Annotated in this window: 21 protein-coding genes; 12 read left to right on the top strand and 9 right to left on the bottom strand. The window is 44.7% G+C overall.

All coding sequences use genetic code 11. From position 1 onward, the window contains the following. Positions 1-325: 325 nt before the first annotated feature. The 5 genes from rsgA to ACVBIK_RS13370 all read right to left on the bottom strand — a co-directional run bounded on the left by rsgA (position 326) and on the right by ACVBIK_RS13370 (position 4,078). Entirely contained in the window at positions 326-1,372 is a 1,047-nt protein-coding gene (rsgA, locus tag ACVBIK_RS13390; protein WP_447169888.1) for a ribosome small subunit-dependent GTPase A, read from the bottom strand. Positions 1,373-1,524: 152 nt separating this feature from the next. Next, on the bottom strand, positions 1,525-1,854 hold the full coding sequence (locus tag ACVBIK_RS13385; protein WP_447169896.1) for a helix-turn-helix domain-containing protein: 330 nt from the start codon (positions 1,852-1,854) through the stop codon (positions 1,525-1,527). Positions 1,855-2,050: 196 nt separating this feature from the next. After that, positions 2,051-2,563, bottom strand: a complete 513-nt coding sequence (locus ACVBIK_RS13380; RefSeq protein ID WP_447169887.1) for a DUF3592 domain-containing protein — start codon at positions 2,561-2,563, stop codon at positions 2,051-2,053. Beyond that, a complete protein-coding gene (locus ACVBIK_RS13375; protein WP_447169886.1) occupies positions 2,550-3,101 on the bottom strand; it encodes a hypothetical protein in 552 nt (183 codons plus the stop codon). The genes ACVBIK_RS13380 and ACVBIK_RS13375 overlap by 14 nt, the downstream gene beginning before the upstream one ends. Positions 3,102-3,379: 278 nt before the next feature. Beyond that, a complete protein-coding gene (locus tag ACVBIK_RS13370) occupies positions 3,380-4,078 on the bottom strand; it encodes a hypothetical protein (protein ID WP_447169885.1) in 699 nt (232 codons plus the stop codon). Between the two features lie 526 nt (positions 4,079-4,604). Between ACVBIK_RS13370 and ACVBIK_RS13365 the strand changes: the two genes are divergently transcribed. Then, positions 4,605-4,847 (top strand): hypothetical protein, encoded by a 243-nt coding sequence (locus ACVBIK_RS13365; protein ID WP_447169884.1) that lies wholly within the window; start codon positions 4,605-4,607, stop codon positions 4,845-4,847. Between the two features lie 464 nt (positions 4,848-5,311). On the opposite strand, the gene ACVBIK_RS13360 is transcribed toward ACVBIK_RS13365, so the two are convergent. From ACVBIK_RS13360 to glnE, 3 genes are all read right to left on the bottom strand, one after another. After that, positions 5,312-5,758 (bottom strand): hypothetical protein, encoded by a 447-nt coding sequence (locus ACVBIK_RS13360; protein ID WP_447159398.1) that lies wholly within the window; start codon positions 5,756-5,758, stop codon positions 5,312-5,314. Positions 5,759-5,955: 197 nt separating this feature from the next. Beyond that, complete coding sequence (locus ACVBIK_RS13355) at positions 5,956-6,639, bottom strand: DUF4347 domain-containing protein (RefSeq protein ID WP_447159397.1); 684 nt, start codon at positions 6,637-6,639, stop codon at positions 5,956-5,958. A gap of 384 nt (positions 6,640-7,023) precedes the next feature. Beyond that, a complete protein-coding gene (glnE, locus tag ACVBIK_RS13350) occupies positions 7,024-9,879 on the bottom strand; it encodes a bifunctional [glutamate--ammonia ligase]-adenylyl-L-tyrosine phosphorylase/[glutamate--ammonia-ligase] adenylyltransferase (RefSeq protein ID WP_447169883.1) in 2,856 nt (951 codons plus the stop codon). 365 nt (positions 9,880-10,244) lie between these two features. On the opposite strand from glnE, the gene ACVBIK_RS13345 reads away from it, so the two are divergent. The 8 genes from ACVBIK_RS13345 (at position 10,245) to ACVBIK_RS13310 (ending at position 17,185) form a co-directional block, all read left to right on the top strand. Beyond that, on the top strand, positions 10,245-11,204 hold the full coding sequence (locus ACVBIK_RS13345; RefSeq protein WP_447159395.1) for a hypothetical protein: 960 nt from the start codon (positions 10,245-10,247) through the stop codon (positions 11,202-11,204). Between the two features lie 13 nt (positions 11,205-11,217). Continuing rightward, positions 11,218-12,117 (top strand): DUF350 domain-containing protein, encoded by a 900-nt coding sequence (locus ACVBIK_RS13340; protein ID WP_447169882.1) that lies wholly within the window; start codon positions 11,218-11,220, stop codon positions 12,115-12,117. Positions 12,118-12,245: 128 nt separating this feature from the next. After that, a complete protein-coding gene (locus ACVBIK_RS13335) occupies positions 12,246-13,973 on the top strand; it encodes a polyamine aminopropyltransferase (protein WP_447169881.1) in 1,728 nt (575 codons plus the stop codon). A gap of 91 nt (positions 13,974-14,064) precedes the next feature. Beyond that, positions 14,065-14,478 carry a YjfI family protein gene (locus tag ACVBIK_RS13330; protein WP_447159392.1) on the top strand — a complete coding sequence of 138 codons (414 nt, stop codon included), beginning with the start codon at positions 14,065-14,067 and terminating at the stop codon, positions 14,476-14,478. 12 nt (positions 14,479-14,490) lie between these two features. After that, entirely contained in the window at positions 14,491-15,180 is a 690-nt protein-coding gene (locus ACVBIK_RS13325) for a PspA/IM30 family protein (RefSeq protein WP_447159391.1), read from the top strand. An 11-nt stretch (positions 15,181-15,191) separates the two neighbouring features. Then, entirely contained in the window at positions 15,192-15,842 is a 651-nt protein-coding gene (locus ACVBIK_RS13320) for a hypothetical protein (protein WP_447159390.1), read from the top strand. Positions 15,843-15,969: 127 nt separating this feature from the next. Then, complete coding sequence (locus ACVBIK_RS13315) at positions 15,970-16,299, top strand: hypothetical protein (RefSeq protein WP_447159389.1); 330 nt, start codon at positions 15,970-15,972, stop codon at positions 16,297-16,299. A gap of 58 nt (positions 16,300-16,357) precedes the next feature. Next, positions 16,358-17,185 carry a potassium channel family protein gene (locus ACVBIK_RS13310; protein ID WP_447159388.1) on the top strand — a complete coding sequence of 276 codons (828 nt, stop codon included), beginning with the start codon at positions 16,358-16,360 and terminating at the stop codon, positions 17,183-17,185. Positions 17,186-17,392: 207 nt separating this feature from the next. Here the strand turns inward: ACVBIK_RS13310 and ACVBIK_RS13305 are convergent, their stop codons facing one another. After that, a complete protein-coding gene (locus ACVBIK_RS13305; RefSeq protein ID WP_447169880.1) occupies positions 17,393-18,880 on the bottom strand; it encodes a CYTH domain-containing protein in 1,488 nt (495 codons plus the stop codon). A 232-nt stretch (positions 18,881-19,112) separates the two neighbouring features. Here ACVBIK_RS13305 and ACVBIK_RS13300 point away from each other — a divergent pair, with 232 nt between their 5' ends. From ACVBIK_RS13300 to ACVBIK_RS13290, 3 genes are all read left to right on the top strand, one after another. Beyond that, the gene (locus ACVBIK_RS13300) at positions 19,113-19,793 is read left to right on the top strand and encodes a TIGR00153 family protein (protein ID WP_447159386.1); all 681 of its coding nucleotides are present in this window, start codon (positions 19,113-19,115) and stop codon (positions 19,791-19,793) included. 24 nt (positions 19,794-19,817) lie between these two features. After that, entirely contained in the window at positions 19,818-21,086 is a 1,269-nt protein-coding gene (locus ACVBIK_RS13295; protein WP_447159385.1) for an inorganic phosphate transporter, read from the top strand. Positions 21,087-21,248: 162 nt separating this feature from the next. Then, positions 21,249-21,824 carry a TIGR04211 family SH3 domain-containing protein gene (locus ACVBIK_RS13290; protein ID WP_447159384.1) on the top strand — a complete coding sequence of 192 codons (576 nt, stop codon included), beginning with the start codon at positions 21,249-21,251 and terminating at the stop codon, positions 21,822-21,824. Positions 21,825-21,964 lie beyond the last annotated feature (140 nt).

Here is a 21,964-nt window from a genome sequence, read left to right as displayed (position 1 = left end):
GTTGATCCTCATACTCCAATAAAAATTGACTAACGGCTCAGATGGGACATCTGATGTGAATGGACTCACAAATGCCGCGATGGCATATATGCCAAAGAGCGGCCATGTCCCCCCGAGCCTGAACCATCATCCATGATGATTCCACGACACTATTTTGGGTAAAGAGTCATCTTTATTTCGGCAACTCCGATGGGGAACAGTGTTTTCTGTAAGCTATTCCAACCAATTAGCGATTGATTTATGGTTCAAGATAGAAGAACAGAGTATTAAGATTCGAATAGTTTACTCTGACCCCACATTTCGGCATCAGCCACTTTCGAAAATATCAATAACCTTTTTTGAAACGCTTGGCTGCACTTTGAGCGCTATTAATGAGTTTGCCTAAGGCTCTGTCTTTACTGCGTTTCTCTGCCAGCGTTGCACCATTGAGTGCTTGCTCTTTGAGTAACTTCTGAAAACTATGTAAACGCCTTTCTGTTAAATCACCATTTTTGATGGCTCTTTGCACTGCACAACCCGGTTCAGAATCATGGGAGCAATCAGAGAAGCGACATTGCTGCGCAAGCTCTGTAATTTCAGCAAATGTTTCACTCACACCATGCTCACTGCCAGCAAGCTGTAATTCACGCATTCCTGGGGTATCCATTAGAACGCCACCGCTTGCTAATACCTTGAGTGCCCGGTGTGTTGTGGTGTGGCGCCCCTTACTGTCATCCTCGCGAATGCCGCCTATTTGCTGAGATTCAAAGCCCAGTAAGCTATTAACTAGGGTTGATTTACCCACGCCAGATGAGCCCATAAAGGCAATGGTTCTACCATTACGACAGTACGCTTCAAGCAGTTTAATATCTTGGCTATCAAGCGCATTGAGAGTATGCACCTGCAACATAGAATCTAACTGCTGTACTTGCTCTCGCTTAGCATCGGCATCTTCACACAGATCAGATTTAGTTAACAGGATCACCGGCTCAACCATCGCTTCGCGGGCGAGGGTGAGGTAGCGCTCAATTCGGCTCAAACTAAAGTCATGATTCAGAGAAGAGACAATCATGACAATATCGATATTGGCTGCAATCAGCTGAGTCGCCACCTTAGACCCGGGCGCTTTACGCTCGAATAGTGACTGACGTTCAAGACTTCGATGCAATCTTAGTTGGTCATCAAATAACACCCAGTCACCAACACAAATTTTCTCATCAATCACAGTAAAAGTGAGACTTTGCAGCCCTTGCTCCGACATCACCACGATACGGTCACGATGCTGTTCCATTACTCGACCGATAGCAAAATCAGTTAGGTCTTCTAAGCTCAGCTGTTGCTGAAAAAATGGTTTCCATCCAAGTTGTTGAAGTGTTGGAGTTTGGCTATTCACGTACTGTTTTCTCACATCTAATGGTTGTATTCATCTTAGAGGCATTTAGCCAGAGACAATTGAATATTTCCGACAGTTTATAAATTCGATAAGCTTAAAGAGAATTAGATCTGACACCGCCATAAGCATCAATGGTCAGCCCACGCTCTTTTTCATAGGTTTGGGGTAAAGCCTAGCAGCTTCTTTAGGTAGCGGATCAAATGAGGTTGCTCGCTAGAGCCGAACTTAAAGGCGACATCCACCCAATCAAGTTCTGCTGAATCTCGTTGATACACATATTCTAGCATCTTTTCCAAGCGGTTCATTGATTGGCATTGTTTAAGGGGTAGCCCAGTAACCCGCTGAAAACTTCTGTCGAGTGTGCGCTGTGAACAATAAAGCTTGTCACAATAGACACTTCCAATATCCCTATAGGTCAGATGCCAAGGAGCGGCCTGCCCCAAGAAAACTATGCCCACATTCCTGTGGGCATCATGACACATTTTTAGATAAGCAGTCTTCAACCTACTTCGGCAATTTCGATAGGGAATAGATGTTTTCTGGGATCTAAATAATCTTATTTAGTTTTGAATTATGGCTAAAACAAACAGATTCAGTTTGCACCACATTAACTCTTAAATTAACTCTTACTCTGACCCAACGTTCCTTGACCCAACCATCCTAAAAAGGGATCAGAGTTTACACATTGCGAACGATAAAGCTGTCAGCGGCTGAGGTCATTTGCCGATACATCAGATAACAGACGGGTATTAATATCAAAGAGAACACCGCCAAAATCACAATTATAAACAGATGCATTGTTGGCTTAATAACTGCTGTATCGGGGTTGCTGGGGTTGTAGTGCACTTGGATCTTTTTGCCACGAGGAAACTCTGCCACCAAGGCTTCGGCCTCCTCCAAAGAATAACCAGGGATGGCACCTGTGATGTCGGTCTTATTACTCTTGTGGTAGATTTTGCCGTCAACAGCATAGAAGTACTCAATAGCAACCTCGTAATGAGATTCTGCGCTGCTTCTTTCATGGTAGCGCTCAATAAGCCAGCAATTTACCACCATCCCCTTAGCCGTAGGCCAATTAAAAGCAGCATGAGACTGATGTACGACATAGGTTGCCACCCCAACAGCACAAGAGAACATGATAAACATAAACCACATTAAATTTGAAACCTGCGACAGCTTAAACCGCTTCACTATTATTCACCTCAATATCCGCGTTACTTTTCTTGTTGCTATCCACACTACATTCCTCACTAGAACCCTCACTAGAGTCCGCACTACTATCCACACAGCAATTCTCACTACTTTTTCCGTTACAGGCCTCATTAATAGCCATCAAAACTCGATAGCCTTTCACTAGTCTAATCAATGGCCATAGCGTGCCAATAATCAGCAATACCGCCCCCAGAAAACCAAAGCCAAGCAGGTAGCCAAGCTCTTCAGCACCGGTCGTTGAAAACAGCCCTCCATAATTAAATCTACTGGCCACCACAAACGAGGCTAAGGCCGCTAAATGCAGTCCAAGGTAAATCCCTATCGACTGTAATAGATTCAAATAGCCTTGCTTTAAAATGGGGGAGGTAACGCGGTGCCAGCAAAATCCAGCCCAGCTAAGCAAGACGACCCACAGAGTCGCGGCAGGCAACCAAATCCAGCTAAGCAGGTAAATTACCGCCGCACCTAGGTAACTGTAACGCACCTGTGCAAGTGAAGAGCACTTTGATAAGTCCATTAGAAATCCTTATTTACAGCGACTTTAGCCAACAACGGTTTAAGACTAAAACGACTCTAGACAGTCGTACTGTAATACATCTTGTTTTTTTCTCTGGTATTAGGCCTTGCTCTCTAAGGTATCCCTAAGGCAATACAATCAAACTTCGCTTGATAAAGGTCGTGAGCTTCCAGCTCACACTCGGGCATGCTAAAACATAAGCCACCCATGCTAAATCAACAAGGGAGGGTAAAAAACATGCCATCAACGTTAGGTGTCACGACAGGACGACATTATTGCTAAATGTCAGAGGCTTTTGATTCGTAGGTTAAGGGGGGAAACTCACTGTGTTGTAATAGATAGACGACTTCCCACGGAGTTTTATCGGTTTGCCTGAATGTTTCGGCATAGTACATATGACTTTCAGCCAGCGCCTTGGGGGCCGGTGGTGTGTCTATCCATTTTGACCCGGTGATGTTATTGAATTGATAATTGAAAGGCAAGTGCAACGGACTACGCAATGAAAATTTGGCGCTGTAGCCGGCATCGCGGTGTTTTTCTGTTATCCAGACGCTCACGTAAAAGCCCGGCGCGGTATCCCAGGTTCCCTGAACAGGGTATTCCCAATCCCGGTCTTGTGTTATCTCCACTGACGCGATTTGTGGATGGTCCTGCAATACATCATTAAGACTGGTGTGTGGGTCAATACCGAATGCAGACAGTTCCTCTATAATCATTTGATAGTGTGCCTGCCCACCGCCCTCTTCTATTTGTTGGCTTGAGAGCTGATGACTGTTGTAGATCATGTCCGCCATACTCATGTTCATTACGACTCTGGCCGGTGAGTTAATGTAATAGAGGGCAGCATAGGCCAGTGCAGCCAAAAGCGTGATTGAGCAGAACCGTTTCCAGTTTATCCTGCCCAGAGCGCGTTTGAGTTTGCTTTTAAACAGGTTGTGGGTTTTGCGCTTAGAGTAGGGTGTGGGTTTTCGCAACATTCAGGGTACCGACATTAGGCGTTTTGGCTTATTCAGCCGAATGTCACGCAGCGTAAAGGGATATTGGAGCTGGAGCAAGTCAAATGTTTGATCAGGATACACTTTTGCTTATACTGACTCACCCAAGGCGTGGTTAAAACATAAGCTAAAACATAAGCCACCCATGCTAAATCAACAATAATTGGCGGGCCAAAAACATGCCATTAACAATGGGTGTCATTACTGGATTTTTTAGCGATTTATCCATAAGTACGAGGGAGACAACTTCGTCTGGACTGATCGGGAGATGCTAGAGGGGTAGCTGTTGCCCCCTGGAAGCTCGCGACTTTAGTCAGGCGCAGCCTGATGCCTTACACCTTAAATTTGGCACGAAGAGCCACAAACTTATTCGACTATTAGGCCGCTAAAATTACTAAAAAATTAATTGTGAGTGCATTAAAAAGGACTTTTTAGGGGCCTACTAATTCGCCCTACTTTCTTGCTAGTCTTACCAAGCCCTAGAAGTAAAAGATTAAGGAAAGTTGATATGAAGTTAAGCTTGGCCACACCAAACAGTGATATTGATAACACCTTCACACTAACAGTCATGAGTGAATGCAGTGACTATAAGTTATTAATGGCTAAAGGCCGTGAATATGTACAGGAAAGAGAAACTGATCGCGACGATCTTGTTTGGGATGGCAACCCTCTAATTGGAGATGAGCCTATCCATTCAATTAAAAGATGGACCATGGATCTAGCCGATGGGTCTATGCTAATTATTGAGTGATACTCAAACCACCAAAAATTAAAAAAGCCGAAACACTTTCATGTTTCGGCTTTTGCATGCAAAAGACCTATCTAACCTCGGTCTATCAAGGTCTGGAATAAAAATAAGTAGGGGAAGAGTAAACTTTCTACAAAAATCACAGAAAACACCAGTTCCCCATCGAAGTTGCCGAAATACGTTGGAATAAATCGCGTGATGCCGACAGGGATGTCGGCGTAGCTTTCGCGGGGCAGGATGCCCCATCGGAAGCGTTAGCGATTTATCCATAAGTACGAGGGAGACAACTTCGTCGGGGCGGCTAGGACTCTTTATGAAAGAAATGGCCAAGAGGGGGTAGCTGTTGACCCCTTCTTGCCCGGGTGTGGGATGGAATCCCACGACGTTTATCAAGCGCAGCTTGATTGTCTATCGCTGTAAAGCGTTAGTCAGGCGCAGCCTGATAGAAAACAATTTTTAGACGAAGTCTAAATAAACATCGCAATCATGCCGCCCACAGTGGCAGCCGCCTTAACATATTGACCTGCAGAATATGAAGGGTCACCGTTCTCATCGATCTCCTCGGGGTGATCGAGCCCTAGCGCACCAAATACAAACGACTCTAAATCGCCACCTTCCTCTTCGGCTTTGACGCCGTCAGCTGTAGAGCCTGTAGCCGTTGAACTGCTTGCTTTAGCACTGCCTTGCTCTGTGATGAGCTTATCTTGTGCAGCCGTTGATAATACCACTGTGGTGCTGGCGCCTGTATTTGGGAGCGGCTTAGCTAAGGCGCTAGCAGAAGCTGCATTGGCAGCGATATCTGGCACGTGACTGGCTGTGGCTTGCTGAGTAGCCGAATCAGCTGCAACGTTGGAGGTGATTTTAGCCCCTACATTGATACTTGTACTATTGACTACACCACTGATAGAACTCATCAAACCATCCTCTAATTAGTCCCTTATACTACATAGGGACATACTTGAGCTGATAGTAAGCAGTATTTCTATATCCGCAAAGCAGTATCTGCTCAAAATATGATACAAAACGTATCGAGACTAACTGCTTCATTAAACACTACATTAGGGCATAGGTTTTATTGAGAAACCCCGATGTCAATTCCGACTGTTAAGCACTAAAAGTCAAACTCGGCTCGTTGTACCCAAAGGGGCTCATAATGCTGGCCTTGCATATAAATTACGTCCACATTCAGCTGAGTCAGATTTTCAAACAAACCAATAAACTCACCGCCACCATGGCTAACCGTCAAGTTAGTGGTGTACAAAGATAGCTGACTATCGTTAGCAAACTGCTTGGCAAAAGTGGCTAATGTTTGTTGATGTTCGAGTAAATAGTGTTGATCAATCCAGCGACCTCCCAAATAAATTGCTGAGCTTGAGGCTTTAGCAATAATAGTGACATTCGAATAAAGAGGCTCTGCACTTAGCGCCTGATTAATCTGCTCAAATGGCTCGTTATCATCTTCCAATATCAGCAGGTGTAAATCACCTCTAAACCCCGACAGTAACGACTCTACTTGCTCTACTGAGCGGTCTAAGATGACTAAGTTGGCGCTTTCTACTGAATTGGCTAACTCGCTGCTGATTATAGTAACTTTGGTTGACTGTGCCTCGGCCACGGCATCATTCACAAATAGTAGTAAACAGAGTAATAGCAGCCAACAGAGCGGCAACTCACGTATAAAAGCCATTGCCGATTTAGCCAGTGTCATTTTAAGCGAGATATCCTTAAAAACATCCATGTCAGTAAGGCTGTCATTAAAGGTGGTGTAGCGGCTTATCTGCTTAAGTGGATTCATAGCGATCACCGTGCTGCAAGACTGAATACACCGATGTTGCATAGAACAAACCAAGTTAAAGCATACAAGAAATAAAGTTAACTTATGACTTCAATTCAGTGGCTTGCAAATACCTAAAAACAGAGATCACTTTGTAACTCGATACAAGTCTTAATCTGCAATGTAATTTGCCATGAATTTTGTGTGGCTTTAGTATTGTTTTGTGGATGCTTTGGAGTTGTTTTGTGGGTGATTTGGGGTTGTTTTGGGGCTGTAACAGTCTTGATGTCAACATAAATAATCCTCCACGCGGATGCGGTAGAGGACTTTGTTTTACTCTAGCGATTGGACGAATGCTGAGCCTAAGCTTTAACCTAGATCGTTAACTTTGCTGTTTAACTTAAGTTATTCGCCTAAGATCTGTCGATAGATCTCAACCACCCGATCTGTTTGGGATTTTATCGCTTCAATAGGTAACACACTTTTTTTCTGCTGCAGCGTCAATCTATGGCTTTCATCACGCAGATGGCAGTAGGCTTGAGTTAATGCCTGCGCACTCTCGAATGGTATCAACTCCAGCTCAGCAAGCTCGGCAAAAATTCGCACATTATCAGACCAAAATGACAACGCCTTATGCTTATGACTGTGTGCCAGTACTAAGTATTGAGCAATAAACTCAATGTCGGCAATTCCTCCACTACTTTGCTTAAGATCGAACATGCCCGCTTCAACGTTTAAAAGATGATCGCGCATCTTAAGCCGCATTTCTCTCACATCTTTGGCTAAGATTGATATATCACGCTGATTTTCTAGTACTTCTTCTCTGAGTTCATTAAAGCGCATAGAAAGTGCATTATCGCCAAATATAAAACGGGCTCTCACTAAGGCTTGATGCTCCCATGTCCAAGCCTCCTTGCGCTGGTAATCACCAAAGTGTTCTATCTCACTCACCAATAGCCCTGATGCGCCTGATGGCCTTAAGCGCATATCCACTTCATATAGCTCACCTGAGTTAGTGCGCGTTGAGAAAAAGTGCAACACACGCTGGGCAAGCTTTAGATAAAAGTGACCGATATCTATGGCTCTATCGCCATTGGTCTGACCGGCTTGGCTGCCATTATGTAAAAACACTAAGTCAAGATCTGAGCCGTAACCTAGCTCAAAGCCGCCCGCTTTTCCGTAACCCACAACCGCAAAGCCCATCTCATTATCTTTTAGGTTTTCAGGTACACCATGGCGGGCACTCACCTGTGTCCATGCATGATGCACTACCTGCTCGATAATCGCTTCGGCCAAGAAAGTTAAGTGATCGCTCACCTCCATCACTGGCAGCACACCTGTCACGTCGGCGGCGGCAATCTTTAACTGCTGTGACAATTTAAATTGTCGCAGTGCTTCCATCTGCTGCTCTAAATCATCTTCTGGCACTCGCAGTAGATACTGACGCAGTTCGCTGCCGTAGTCGTCTAACGATGTGGTGTCATACAACTGGGCTGGATCGATCAGCTCATCGAGCAGCATGGGGAATTTTGCCAGTTGCTGAGCAATCCATGGGCTGGCAAGACAGAGGCTAACGAGCTGTTGTCTTGCCCCTGGGTTTTCACACAAGAGCTCAAGATAGGTGGTTCGGGTTAAAATTTGATCCAGTACCTTTGACACTGGATCAAATGCCTTAGATGGATGGGGAAGATTGGTAAACTCGCACAACAATTTGGGCATTAGCTTATCTAAAGTCTCCCGCCCTCGCGGTCCGATAGTACGGCGCACCACTGTTTCGTGCCAACTGTTAAGCATCGGCCACAGTTTTTCATCATCGATCCCCTGCTCTTCTAGAATAGACAGCGCATGCTCATCTTCATAGGCGTTCCATAGCTGCTGGGTCCAGGTCTCGTTTTGATCTTCATGCAGATTACCGCCAACAGTTTCCAGAAAATGGCTGTGGATCTGTCTCATTGCCGTTTCAATCTGCTCTCGCAGATCCATTTCAGTATCGGCATTGAGGGCATAACATAAACGCTGCCAATCTAGCACTTCGCTTGGTAATGTCTGAGTTTGCTCGTCGTTTATCGCCTGTAATAAGTTTTCAACCCGGCGCAGTAACACATAGCTATTTTTAAGCTCATCGACAGCCAGGTATTCCAACTGTCCTAACTGGTATAAGGTTTCTATGGCCGCAAACAGGCTCTGCTGCCTCAATGCGGGCTCTCGCCCACCACGAATAAGCTGAAAACTTTGCACCACGAATTCGACTTCTCGAATCCCGCCAGCACCGAGCTTAATATTGTCGGTGAGCTTACGGCGGCGTACTTCTTGAGTGATTAACCCTTTCATTTTGCGCAGTGATTCTATCGCTGAAAAATCTAAATAACGGCGATAAACAAACGGCCTAAGCAGATCATGTAGCTCATCAGAATCGGCTGTCCACGGCCCGAGTACGCGCGCCTTTACCATGGCATAGCGCTCCCAGTCACGCCCCTGCTCTTGATAGTAATCTTCTAGCCCGCTAAAGCTAACCACTAAGGGGCCGCTTTCGCCATAGGGGCGCAGACGCATATCGACCCGATACACAAAGCCGTCAACCGTCACTTGATGAAGCAGATTAACCAGTCGCTGACCCATGCGAATAAAGAACTGTTGGTTTTCAAGCGCACGCCTACCACCTAAGGTTTCACCATGCTCAGGGAAAGTGAAAATAAGGTCGATATCTGAAGAGAAGTTAAGCTCACGACCGCCGAGCTTACCCATGCCTAAGATGAGTAGTTTTTGCGGCTTACCTTGGCTATCACTTGGGGTGCCCAGTTGCGCGCACATCTCGCGATATAACCAGTCGCGCCCGGTAATCACTAACGCCTCGGCTAGCGCTGACAGATCGAGCAAGGACTCTTCTAATTCACTGTAGCCAAGAAAATCACGCCAGGCGATACACACCATCTGTCGGTTACGATATTGACGTAAAATACGTTTTGCCTGCTCTTCATCGGTCACAGGTTCAAGCAAGCTTGTCAGTTCGCTATCGAAGGTTTGACGCTCAATATTATGCAGTTCGCGCTCAAATAATGCGGGGATCCAGTGCGAGTGACGACACAGCTGGCTTGCAATAAAATCACTTAACCCAAAAACCAGTTTGAGTTCCTGTTGCTGCTCATCTGTCAACGCCGCTAGCACATCTGCTGCGCTATCGGTGAGTCTTTGCCAATATCGCTCTGCGGTCTCAGCCATTTGAGTGCTGACAAGCTTATTACCCTGTGTAGCCGTGCGCATAATAATCCCTAACAATTTTGTACATCGACATATTATGTCATTAATGATATAGATAGAGCGTGAACAAATGTGAGCAGCTTTGGTCGAGAATGTTGGTCAGTTGAGTAAATTTAATTACTCAAGGCCATGAAAACAGGATCATTGCTATTTTTATGCTCTAATAGGCAATACTATACTCAAGCAGTGATAATTACAGTAAGAGCAAATTATTTCTCTTGCGAATTCAATGTTTCAGCAACTGAAAAATCTTGTATGCTGAATAAATATAAATCGCTATAAAGTATCATTAAGCATTATGGCAATATGTCTTTGTTACATTCGGCATTTGGCCACTAAAAAGTAACATAATCGAATTTGGAGAAACTATGGCAGGAATGCTAAAGCGCGTTCTCACCGTCATACTGGTTTTCACCCTCGCAGGATGTGGTGATGATAGGCCAGAGCAAATTGCAAAGTATCAGCAGCTGACTCAGCAACGCCTCGATACCCTAAGCACTATGTTGAGCGACGGTCAGGTACGTAATGCTAATTTGCTAAAACAATACACTCAAGTATTGGAAAGGCAAAAACCAGACCTAAGCCCACTGCTCACAGAGCTTGCCACCGATGCCACTAACCGCGGCCCGATGTTTACCTCACTGACGCGGCGTTTGACTGAAGCGCAAAACCCGGCCAATTTTGTCGATCTCGATCAGCAACTGGCTGAAGTCGAAAACCTGTATCAAGCCGCAGATCCTAGCCTCTATAACGATATGCTGTCAGATCCACTTAACGTGGTTGCTGATATGTCGGGCGGCGCGCTCGCTCGAGTGAACTCCATCAGCCGTGAAGCCGCAGCACTTGCTAATGGCGCCGAAGACTTTGGTGCCGGTAGCCAGCTAGTGGGTAACCCCTCTTACGGTAACTGGCAAACAGGCTCTAATGGCATGTCATTTTGGGCTTGGTACGGCATGTACTCGATGTTCTCCAACTTAACTCGCGGCCCAATTGGTTACGATCGTTGGTCAAGTCGACGTAACTATAGCTATTACAATGATGTGGGACGCTACCGTTATACCTCACCGAAACAGGCTAGAGCCCAAACTCAAACCTATGAGCGAACAAAAAAGCAATTTAACTCTCAAGGTAAAAAGTTTGATAGCCCGTATGCTAAGTCACGCACAGGCTCAAGTAGTCTTTCGAGACAAAGTAGCAGCACCCCCAAAGCCAGTTCAACAGGACGCACTGCGAGCAGCAAGAGCAAGTTCCGCTCTAACTACTCTAAGGACAGCAGCTTCCGTAATTCCAGCAGTCGTACTACTCGCGGTGTTCGCCGAGGCAAATAATTAAGGAACTTTTATGACATTTTTAGAAAACTATGGCCTCACACTCGATCTACTGATTATTTTGGCCATCGATATCGCCATTGCAGTCTTGCTATTAACATTGATGCGCTATCTGCAAGGCTGGACAATTAAAGTAAATAGTCGCCACGAACTGGCAGAAAACGATAACTTTGCCTTTGGTATTAGTACTGCGGGTGCAGTGATGGCACTGGGTATTGTGCTCACAGGTGCGATAACCGGTGAAGCCGCCGAGTCCTATTTGGTTGAAGCCATTGGCATGAGTGCTTATGGTTTGTTTGGCTTAGTACTGATTAAACTCGGTCGTTTTTTGCATGACAAGATTGCACTTAATGGTATTGATAAGAACGCTTTAATCCTCAAGGGTAATGTCTCTGTCGCGATTGTTGATGCAACCGCGGCGATTGCCACTGCGATTATTATTCGCTCGGTATTAATGTGGGCTGAAGACCTTACCATTTACACCTTTATCGCCATCTTTAGTGCCTTTGCGATTTCACAGCTGATGTTAGTGCTGCTCACTCGTGGCCGCGAGAACCGCTACGCTAAGCGTAATCAAGGCGCATCGATGCAAGCGGCCATTGCTCAGGGACATGTAGCGCTGGCGATTCGTCATAGCGGCTATATGCTTGCCATGGCATTTAGTTTTAATGCTGCCAGCCATTTCATTATTTTTGACCCGCATGCCTATGTCGCTAACCTCATCGGCTGGCTTGTCTTCTCAGTGGTGATGCTAGTGACGCTATCACTGCTAATCACCCTGATTAAAAAGTTAGTGCTGGCCAAAATCAACCTCTGCGATGAAGTTGAAAAACAACATAATATTGGCCTTGCTTTCGTTGAGATGGCTATTAGCGTTTCTATCGCGATAATCCTCGCCGCCTTAATGGCTTAAGTAAGATTAAGGGAGCGGTCGATACGCTCCCTTTTCTATTTACTGCCATTAACATATATCCGAGTGTGGCTATCTCGAATAAAAAACTCTCCAAAAATAATCTCCACTAAATAAGCAACTGACACTCAATGCAAACCGACTCAAGCAGCACGACGACTCCAACCAAAAATGACACCATAGAATCGGGCAAACTAGGCTGGTTCGACGATATCTTATTGCTCGGCATTATGGCCGTGCTCGCAGGCTGCGGCCTGATTTATGAATACCTGTTATCACATTATGCTGGCCGTATTCTAGGGGCGCTCGAAGCCGCTATTTACACCATGATCGGTCTAATGATCGTCTCTATGGGAGTCGGCGCTTTTGCTGCCCGTAAAATTCGCTGCGCCTTTACCGGTTTTGCCGTATTAGAACTGTGTGTAGCCCTATGTGGCTCACTGGCAATTTTAATCACCGCTGCCGTTATCGGCTTTGGCCAGCAATTACCCTTAATCATTGCTGATACCTTAGGTCTACCGGCCGATCAGCTACCCAACGGTGGCTTTATTGGCACTTTGCAAAAGCTCAGTGAATACTTGCCTTACGTATGGGGCGTGTTACTCGGCCTGATGATTGGTATGGAGATCCCACTGATCGCGCGAGTACGCCAAGCCCTGTCTGAAGCGCACCTGATGCATAACGCGGGTACCATTTATGGCGCAGACTATGTTGGCGCCGGTATTGGTGCAGCTATCTGGGTTGGCTTTATGCTGGCGATCGATATCCAACTTGCCGCCGCCTTAACTGCAAGCTTTAATCTGCTAGCAGGTTTTATCTTTATCTGGCGCTTCTGGCACCAAATACGTCATGTAAAACTGCTATTAGTGGGTCACTTTATTGCGACTGGTATTTTGGTATTACTTGCACTGCACGGCCCTCAATGGGAGCAGAACTTTAATAACTTGCTGTATAAAGACAAGGTTGTTTATGCCAAGGCAACGCGCTTTCAACAACTGACCTTTACTGAGCGTTTAAGAGGCAATGGACTGGGGCCTGTGCATTCGCTTTATATCAATGGTCGATTACAGTTCTCCAGCAGTGATGAGCATATCTATCACTCATTTTTAGTGCATCCAACCATGGCGGCTAGCGCTCGTCATGACAAGGTGTTGATCATAGGCGGTGGGGATGGCCTTGGTTTAACTCAAGTGCTGCAGTGGCAACCTCAGCAAGTGACACTGATGGATCTTGATAAGGAACTGGTTGAACTATTTAAAAATCCTGCCAGTGATATGCCTGAGCATTTGAGCCGTGCATTATTAGCACTCAACCAAGATGCACTTAACGACCCACGCTTAAGAATTATGTATGACGATGCGTTTAATGGGGTCGATAAATTGCTGGCGAAAGAAGAAAAGTTCGATGTCATTATCGTTGATCTACCCGACCCTAGCCATCCAGATCTCAATAAGCTTTATTCCGATGCTTTCTATCTTAAACTCAAGGAACTAATGAGTAATGACGCTGCCTTAACCATACAGTCAACGTCACCTTACCATGCGCCCAATGCCTTTATTTCTGTGGCTAACACCTTGGAATTGGCGGGCTTTAATGTCGATCAGTATCATCATAACGTGCCAAGTTTCGGCGAATGGGGCTGGAGCATTGCCACTTTAGGTGGCAAAAGCGCTCGAAGTAGGCTAGAAAATGTGCAACAACTGCCTGTAGATGATCCTTGGTTTACCTTAGGATTGATGCATGCAGCTTTTGAGTTCCCTGGGAATTTTTACCAGAACAAGGCTCAAATTAAACCCAATGTTTTAGGTTCAAGCCAGCTGTATCAATACCATCAGCAGGCTTGGTTAGAAAATCAGTAGAGTTTATTTTTGAATCGTAAAGATAGCACTTGACATATTATGTCGCGGTGTTATCTTTAATCACAGACATAATATGTCAATAAGGACAAATATGAATATCCACACAATTGCCAACCACCTAAATGAACTTGGCGACAATAGCCAAACTGGCTTTCAATTTGATTGTTATCCAATAGATGGTGACGTGGAAGTCTTACAAGTTAACGTTGTTGGCCGTGAAGAGATCCCGGTATTTGTATCGGTCACGGACAACCAAATCCTTTGCATCAGTTATTTATGGGGCGAGGATGAAGTGAATCAAGAGCGTCGTAGTGAAATGTTTGAGACCATGTTAGAGCTCAACATTCCAATGCCACTGTCATCGTTTGCAAAAATCGACGACAAATATGTGGTTTACGGCGCACTATCAGTACATTCAAGTATGCAAGAGATTGAGCAGGAACTGTCTGTTCTATCTGACAATTGTCTTGAAGTTATCGACGAACTCGTCGACTACCTTAAATAAAGGAGCCACATTATGGGCATTCTAAACAAAATTCTTACAGCTTTCCGTGGCGGTGCAACGGAAGTTGGTCAAGGCATCGTTGATGCAAACTCAACACGTATTTTTGAACAAGAAATCCGTGATGCTGAAAAACACCTAACTAAAGCTAAGCGCGACTTAACTGAAGTGATGGCAAAAGAGATGCAAGCAAGCCGTGAAGTTGATCGTCTTAAGCGCTCTATTGCAGAACATGAAGGTTACGTGACTCAAGCACTTGAGAAGGGTAATGAGCCATTAGCACTTGAAGTGGCTGAGAAAATTGCCGAGTTAGACCAAGAGCTTAACGATCAACAGTCGGCAAACGATAGCTTTAGCGCCCATGCAACTCGCTTAAAAGAGCTAGTCCGTAAAACTGAGCGCCAAGTGACAGATTACCAGCGCCAGTTAACGATGGTTAAAACCACTGAAAGCGTACAAAAAGCAACTGCGACGATTACCGACTCATTTGCAGGTAGCAACTCTAAGCTACTCAACGCTAAAGATTCATTAGAGCGCATCAAAGCGCGTCAGCAGTCATTTGACGACCGTCTAAAAGCTTCTGAAACCTTAGCAGAAGAGAACAGCGACAAAGCACTGCATGACAAACTAGCTCAAGCCGGTATTGGCGAGCAAAAGTCTAACGCAAATGCTGTACTTGATCGCATTAAAGCGCGTAAAGGCTAAAGGAGACTGACGTGGGATTTCTAAGCAGCCTATTTGGCAAAAAAGAGGAACCTAAACGTCAACTTGACCATCCATCAAAACTCAACAAGGGAGATATGATCTCCCTTGATGACAGTTTTGCCTTGCCACCACAACTGCGTGGTCAGCAACTGCGAGTTGAAGCGGTCAATACTTATGAGTATCAGCGCAAGCAACAAACAGAATGGGTGTTAAAAGGCCACAGTGGCGATGCTATTTTTCTGAGTCTTGATGAAGATGACGAAACTTACTTAGCCCTCTCGATTAAGGTCAATCGAGGCCTAGTTGAACAGCTTTTCGATCTTGATCAATTTAGCGAAATTTTCGAAGAGGCAGGTAAAGCGGAGCTAGATACGCAAACACTGTCATCAGACTTGAATGATTATGAACAGTGGTTATCACCTCATTATCATCAGGTTACTTCAGGGAGTTTTGGCTACTTTCACCGCCAAGATTACCGTGGTCTAAGGCCACCACAAGACGCAGATGGTTCGACTGGTGACCCATTTGAGTCTTATCAGTTGCTAGACGATGACGAAGATAAGGCTGTTGATGTTGAGGTGTATGAGGGTGGCGAAACAGACGTTATGTTAACCCTATACCGCCCACTGACTGATATTCGAGAATATTGGCCAGGCGCATAAATGAATGGTTCTAGACGAAAATCTAGAACCATTTTTTTCAGCTCCGATGAGTGGTAGCATATACTTCTTGGTATTAAGCATACTCCGCACGTTCTTTTACGGATGAAAATATTTAGGTACCGCACGCATGACCAAACAAAAAAATCCCTTACCCGCGCAGTGGCAACAAAACCAGAAAGCAGCCAAAGCGACGCAAATTGCCTTCGATATGGATGAAAAGTTCCAGTATGCTATTCGCAAGGCAGCGCTCGATGCAGGGGTAAGCCCATCTGATCAGATCAGAGAAATATTGGGCTTAAGTGTGACTAAACGCCCTAAGCGCCCTCGCCTTACCGTATCGCTTAGCTTGAGTGATTATGAGATTTTAGCTGGAAAATATAACCTCTTGGCAGAGCAACAACTTGAAATCAAAAAGCATGTATTAGATGATTTAATCCAATTTAGCGCTGATAAATAGGCGCAAACCAAGGTGCCTCATAGGCACTCGCCGGCACCTCAATAGATGGACCTAAGCGATGGCAAATAAAAAGCGCTGGCTACTGCAGCCCGATACGCCTCCCACCCCAATCCAACTGGCAATGATGCTGCTATCACTGCTGTCGGTTATTGTAGTGCTCGTGCTCACCTTTGGCCGATTGGATGGCGAAACAAGACGCTTATTGTTTCTGATAGATACCAGTATCTGTCTCATCTTCATGTCTAATTTCTTTTTTGAACTGTTCAGGGCTGATGGCAAGGTCGACTATCTAAAACATCATTGGATTGATTTTGTGGCCAGTATTCCGGCCATTGAAGCCCTTAGAATGGCGCGCCTATTCCAAATATTACGAGTCGTGCGCCTTATCCGTATGACGCGCTCACTTCTTGTTCCTATGCTTAAACAGCGCCGACAAGCGACCGTTGCCAGCCTATTGGTCGCACTTGTAACCATTTTAACCTTCTCATCTGTACTGATGCTAATTGTTGAAAGCGGTGTTGAAGGGGCCAATATCGACACAGCAGAGAGCGCGTTATGGTGGGCACTGGTGACCATCTCTACAGTGGGCTATGGCGACTACTACCCAGTGACGACTGCAGGCCACATTATTGGCGGAGTCGTGATAGTCTGTGGCGTGAGCTTTTTTGGTGTCATTTCAGGTTATATGGCGTCTGTTTTTGTTTCTCCTGATGAAACGGAAAAACTCGATAGCCACGCCGAAGAGCTCCGCTCTGAACTCAATACCAGCTTGATTAGGATGGAGAAAAATCAACAGATGTTGCTCGAGGAAATTTCTGAGCTTAAACAAGCGCTAAAACAAGAGTCTAAGCAAGTCAGTCATAACAAGCCTGAGCAATTTAAGTAGGCAATCTGAGTAGGCTATTTTTATAAAACCACAATAAAAAAGAAGAAAAAAGCCCGCATCAAGTAGCAATGCCGTTAAGTTAAGCCAACATCTGATTTATAAACAAAAACAAAGAACCCAGCATTAGCTGGGCTCTTTGTTTTAAAAGCGATAAACCACGAAGTGTTCATTTATTTAAACTGAATGATACTTTTAAATTGATTACGATTAACGCCAATACGGTTGATTTTTCATCGCGCTGCGACGAGAGAACTCCATCGCTTGCACTAAACTTTGCTCTTTGTTTTCTAGCCAGTCGGTAATATCTAGATAAGCAATTTCGCTAATGAGCTTTAACTGACGATAAGCCGCTAAGGTACGGATCCCTAAAGCTAAGTCTTGCCAAGGTGCTCTAAATTGATCACGTGACTTAACAGGGTAAAGATCGCCATAGGCCACGCCAACAAAAATGCTGTCATCGAGTGCCTTCGCAACCGACTGGTAATCCGAGCTGCTCAGGTCGCTATCTAATGGCATCACATCTAAAATTCGCTGCCAGGACTTTTCCTGCATCTGGTTAGCAAAGTGCTTAAGCTCCAATTGCTTATTGATGCTAACTTGGTCGTCACTTATCTGAGTTAACAGGTCGACTAAATGCACCTGCAATCGACCGTAGCAAATGTCAGCCAGTAATTGCTCCACTTGGCCAATAATATCCAGATGCTGCAATTTAACTAAGGCGACATCGACTAAAGCTTGTTGTTGCGGTAATTTGGCGATCAGTGCGGCGTCATCATCAATGATGCCATATAAACTTAACGCTTCTTCAATGAAGTTGAGTCGACGCTCAACACAATCAAAATCCGCTTGAAAAGTGTCTTCGAGCAGTTCGAACTGCTTTAGGGTGTTTTTAAGTAATCGAATACAAGCTCGTAAACGATAACTCAGAATGGGCAATGCCTCTAGGGATTGTTGGTGATCGAGCAGCATAGACTCAATGGTTTGCCAGCGTTCTAACCCCAGGGTGAGTAGGTTAACCACAACTTGCTTTAGGCTCTGCTGAGGTTCGATTTTTATAAACTCAAGTGCAGCAATTGTTTCAGGCGCTGACTGCCCAGCTAAACGATAGCCTCGCAGCGCTTTACTCGCTTGACCTAAACGCACAGGAATTTCTCGACTCACGATGCCAGCGAGAGTTAATAATGCACTGGTATCGCCCGCCAATAGCTCAAACTCTAGCTCACAAATCGGCTCAACGGCTTGTTCAACACAGATTTCACCAATATCTAAAGCCACTTCAACTAAACTGTCATCAATAAAAATATGCCAACGCTGACGCTCAAAATCAGTATTGAACAAACAGTAGAGTGCAGACTGTGTTTGGTCAATATTCACACCCTCAGGCCAAATTTTACTCGGGAACAAATTTAATTGCGGAAATTTTTGATCTATATCAACATTATACTCAGGCCGAGAATGGATCCCGCCTACAACCTGACCTTTTGTTTTAATTGTTTGCTCTAAATGTTGATTAATGCCCCGGATCCGCAGACCCATGTCCCATTTTCTTAAGGTAAGCGCATTTGTATCAAAGTAAGCATTCGTTAGCTTTTCAATACCTTTAGCTTCGCAATTTGGTAAGCTATCTAGTAGTTTTATAAGGCTTTTCTTTTGCTTTTCATTAAAGAAAAGCTTGAGTTCAATCTCAGCTTCCATCGATGTACCATTCACCTTGTCATCAAAATTTAATCAATCTGCCATTAAAGTTACACATTGTAATATTTCTGCAATAATATCGTCGTAGGATCCGCTTTGCAGTTAGGATATAACTAGCTAGAATAAAAAACTGTCTATTTAAATAGAAAAACACAGTTTTATTACGCGGCCGCTTGAGTTAACATGCGCCCGCTTTTTCCAATAGTGGAATAACCAAAATAGGTACACGGCAATGCCAGTAAACTCTATTTTAGGCGTGTTTGCAAAATCGCCAATTAAGCCTCTTCAAGAGCATATCGACAAAGTATACGATTGTGCGTTAATACTTGTCCCATTTTTTGAAGCAACTGTCGCAGGAGACTGGGACAAAGCAGTTCTATTGCGTAAGCAAATTAGCTCTGCAGAGCAAGAAGCTGACTCACTAAAACGTGAGATCCGTTTAACTCTGCCTGGCGGTCTGTTTATGCCTGTAGAACGCACTGACTTACTGGAGCTACTTACCCAGCAAGATAAAATTGCTAACAAAGCAAAAGACATTTCCGGCCGCGTCATTGGCCGACAACTAGAGCTACCTCAAGTAATTCAAGAGCCATTTATTGCTTATTTACAGCGCTGTATTGATGCAGTGTCACTGTCAAAAGAAGCAATTAACGAACTCGATGATCTGTTAGAAACAGGTTTTAGAGGGCGTGAAGTGGATCTTGTCGCTAAAATGATCGCAGAGCTAGATTCTATCGAAGAAGATACAGATGATTTACAGATTAAGATCCGTAGACAACTATACTCCATCGAATCTGAATTAAATCCTGTCGATGTAATGTTCCTCTACAAGATAATTGAGTGGGTTGGTGACTTGGCAGATCTTGCTGAACGAGTCGGTTCTCGCTTAGAGCTAATGTTAGCTCGCGTCTAATCAAAAGATTATCAAGGTAACAACATGGTTGATGTATTAGTAACCAACGGCCCAGTGCTTATTGGCATTGCGGCGCTATTTGGTTTTTTAATGGCATGGGGTATTGGCGCAAATGACGTAGCCAATGCAATGGGAACCTCTGTTGGTTCAAATGCGATTACAATTAAGCAAGCGATCATTATTGCTATGATCTTTGAGTTTGCTGGTGCGTATCTAGCTGGTGGTGAAGTAACCAGTACGATCCGTAAAGGCATTATTGACTCTGCTTATTTTATCAATTCACCTGAACTACTCGTTTACGGCATGATTTCAGCGCTTCTTGCTGCTGGTATCTGGCTAATTGCAGCTTCTGCATTAGGCTGGCCTGTTTCGACCACTCACTCTATTGTTGGCGCCATTGTTGGTTTCGCTGCGGTAGGTGTTGGTGCTGACGCTGTAGCATGGGGTAAAGTGGGCGGTATCGTTGGTTCTTGGGTTGTCACCCCGGCAATATCGGGCTTTATCGCCTTTATGATATTCCAGAGTGTACAAAAGCTGATTTTCAACACCGATAACCCACTAGAAAACGCTAAACGTTACGTGCCTTTCTACATGGCACTAGCGGGCTTTATGATGTCACTCGTGACAATCACTAAAGGTCTTAAGCATGTTGGTATAAACTTCAGCACTGTTGAGGCGTATGGCTTAGCAACATTGATTGCAATTACAGTTGGTTTTGGTGGCATGATTGCGATTAAGCGTCTTAAAATGGACACTAAAGCAGATCGTCAAACACAGTTTGGTAACGTTGAGAAAGTATTCGCTATCTTAATGGTTGTCACGGCATGTTGTATGGCATTTGCTCACGGTTCTAACGACGTAGCTAACGCGATTGGTCCATTGGCAGCTGTTGTTTCAGTTGTTGAAAGTGGCGGACAAATCAACAGCACTGCACCACTTGTTTGGTGGATTCTACCTTTAGGTGCTGTGGGTATCGTTCTAGGTCTTGCCATCTTTGGTAAGCGTGTAATGCAAACCATTGGTAAAAACATTACTCACCTAACACCAAGCCGTGGTTTTGCCGCTGAGCTTGCTGCAGCCTCAACAGTTGTTATTGCATCAGGCACAGGTCTACCAATCTCAACCACACAAACTTTAGTTGGTGCGGTTTTGGGTGTCGGTATGGCTCGTGGTATCGCCGCAATCAATATGGGCGTAGTGCGTAACATTGTTGTATCTTGGGTTGTCACCCTTCCTGCGGGTGCTGGTCTTTCAATTATATTCTTCTATATCATTAAGAGTATTTTCGAATAACCTTGAGCAACATTCGTTTTACAAAAACGACGTAATCTAAAGGGAAGTTTGATAATTTTTGTATCAAACTTCCCTTTTGCGTTTTATCACTCTTTTGCCACTTGCATTACCCCCTTTAAATCCCTAGCATGTGGGCTAAATTTCGTAGATGAGAATAGATTGGTGTTAAGAATTCTAATTATTGCGGGAATGATGCTACTTTCCCCTTCTTTGCTTGCAGCAAACCAAACGCGCTACATCTCAGATGATGTTTATATCTACCTTCATGGTGGGCCTGGAACACAATTCCGTATTTTAGGCAGCATCGAAGCAGGCCAACCAGTCACTTCGCTTAATGAGACTCAAGGTGATTACAGCAAGATTATTGACGGTAAAGACCGTGAAGGCTGGGTGCAAACAAAAATGCTCAGCGCAAAGACAAGCCTGCGTGTAAAGCTACCTGCGATTCAGGCAGAGCTTAAGCAGACTAAAGCCGATCTCGAAGCAGCATTAAGCAGCAGCGATAACAATGCTCAAGAGCTTAACCAGGTGAAATCTCAACTTGCTGCCGCTCAAAAAGCCTTAGATAGCGCTAGCAACGAACGCGATAGCGCTAAAGCTAAGTTAGCCAGTATCCAAAAGAACGAACGTTTTGAAATGTGGAAACAAGGTGGCTTTATTGCCATCGGAGGCCTAATTTTAGGTATTGTTCTGGTTTATCTACCTAAGCCACAACGTAAACCGAAAAATCGCTGGTAATAAATCAGCTAAACCGCATATAAAGCCAGCGTTAACCATACGCTGGCTTTTTTATTACCTCCTTCCCGTAATCGCCAGCCAAATATGCCGGAAAGCTGCCAGTAATCATTCAGTAAAACCGCATGTAAAACAGCGTTAAC

This window comes from Shewanella sp. 125m-1, from assembly GCF_052977065.1.
This window is presented reverse-complemented; position numbering and strand designations above follow the sequence as displayed.

Bases quoted from the DNA above. Each gene is read 5' to 3' on its own strand.
- ACVBIK_RS13385 (WP_447169896.1), bottom strand. From the start codon at position 1,854: ATGTGTCATGATGCCCACAGGAATGTGGGCATAGTTTTCTTGGGGCAG.
- ACVBIK_RS13375 (WP_447169886.1), bottom strand. From the start codon at position 3,101: ATGGACTTATCAAAGTGCTCTTCACTTGCACAGGTGCGTTACAGTTAC.
- ACVBIK_RS13370 (WP_447169885.1), bottom strand. From the start codon at position 4,078: ATGTTGCGAAAACCCACACCCTACTCTAAGCGCAAAACCCACAACCTG.
- ACVBIK_RS13365 (WP_447169884.1), top strand. From the start codon at position 4,605: ATGAAGTTAAGCTTGGCCACACCAAACAGTGATATTGATAACACCTTC.
- ACVBIK_RS13360 (WP_447159398.1), bottom strand. From the start codon at position 5,758: ATGAGTTCTATCAGTGGTGTAGTCAATAGTACAAGTATCAATGTAGGG.
- ACVBIK_RS13355 (WP_447159397.1), bottom strand. From the start codon at position 6,639: ATGAATCCACTTAAGCAGATAAGCCGCTACACCACCTTTAATGACAGC.
- glnE (WP_447169883.1), bottom strand. From the start codon at position 9,879: ATGCGCACGGCTACACAGGGTAATAAGCTTGTCAGCACTCAAATGGCT.
- ACVBIK_RS13345 (WP_447159395.1), top strand. From the start codon at position 10,245: ATGGCAGGAATGCTAAAGCGCGTTCTCACCGTCATACTGGTTTTCACC.
- ACVBIK_RS13340 (WP_447169882.1), top strand. From the start codon at position 11,218: ATGACATTTTTAGAAAACTATGGCCTCACACTCGATCTACTGATTATT.
- ACVBIK_RS13335 (WP_447169881.1), top strand. From the start codon at position 12,246: ATGCAAACCGACTCAAGCAGCACGACGACTCCAACCAAAAATGACACC.
- ACVBIK_RS13330 (WP_447159392.1), top strand. From the start codon at position 14,065: ATGAATATCCACACAATTGCCAACCACCTAAATGAACTTGGCGACAAT.
- ACVBIK_RS13325 (WP_447159391.1), top strand. From the start codon at position 14,491: ATGGGCATTCTAAACAAAATTCTTACAGCTTTCCGTGGCGGTGCAACG.
- ACVBIK_RS13315 (WP_447159389.1), top strand. From the start codon at position 15,970: ATGACCAAACAAAAAAATCCCTTACCCGCGCAGTGGCAACAAAACCAG.
- ACVBIK_RS13310 (WP_447159388.1), top strand. From the start codon at position 16,358: ATGGCAAATAAAAAGCGCTGGCTACTGCAGCCCGATACGCCTCCCACC.
- ACVBIK_RS13305 (WP_447169880.1), bottom strand. From the start codon at position 18,880: ATGGAAGCTGAGATTGAACTCAAGCTTTTCTTTAATGAAAAGCAAAAG.
- ACVBIK_RS13300 (WP_447159386.1), top strand. From the start codon at position 19,113: ATGCCAGTAAACTCTATTTTAGGCGTGTTTGCAAAATCGCCAATTAAG.
- ACVBIK_RS13295 (WP_447159385.1), top strand. From the start codon at position 19,818: ATGGTTGATGTATTAGTAACCAACGGCCCAGTGCTTATTGGCATTGCG.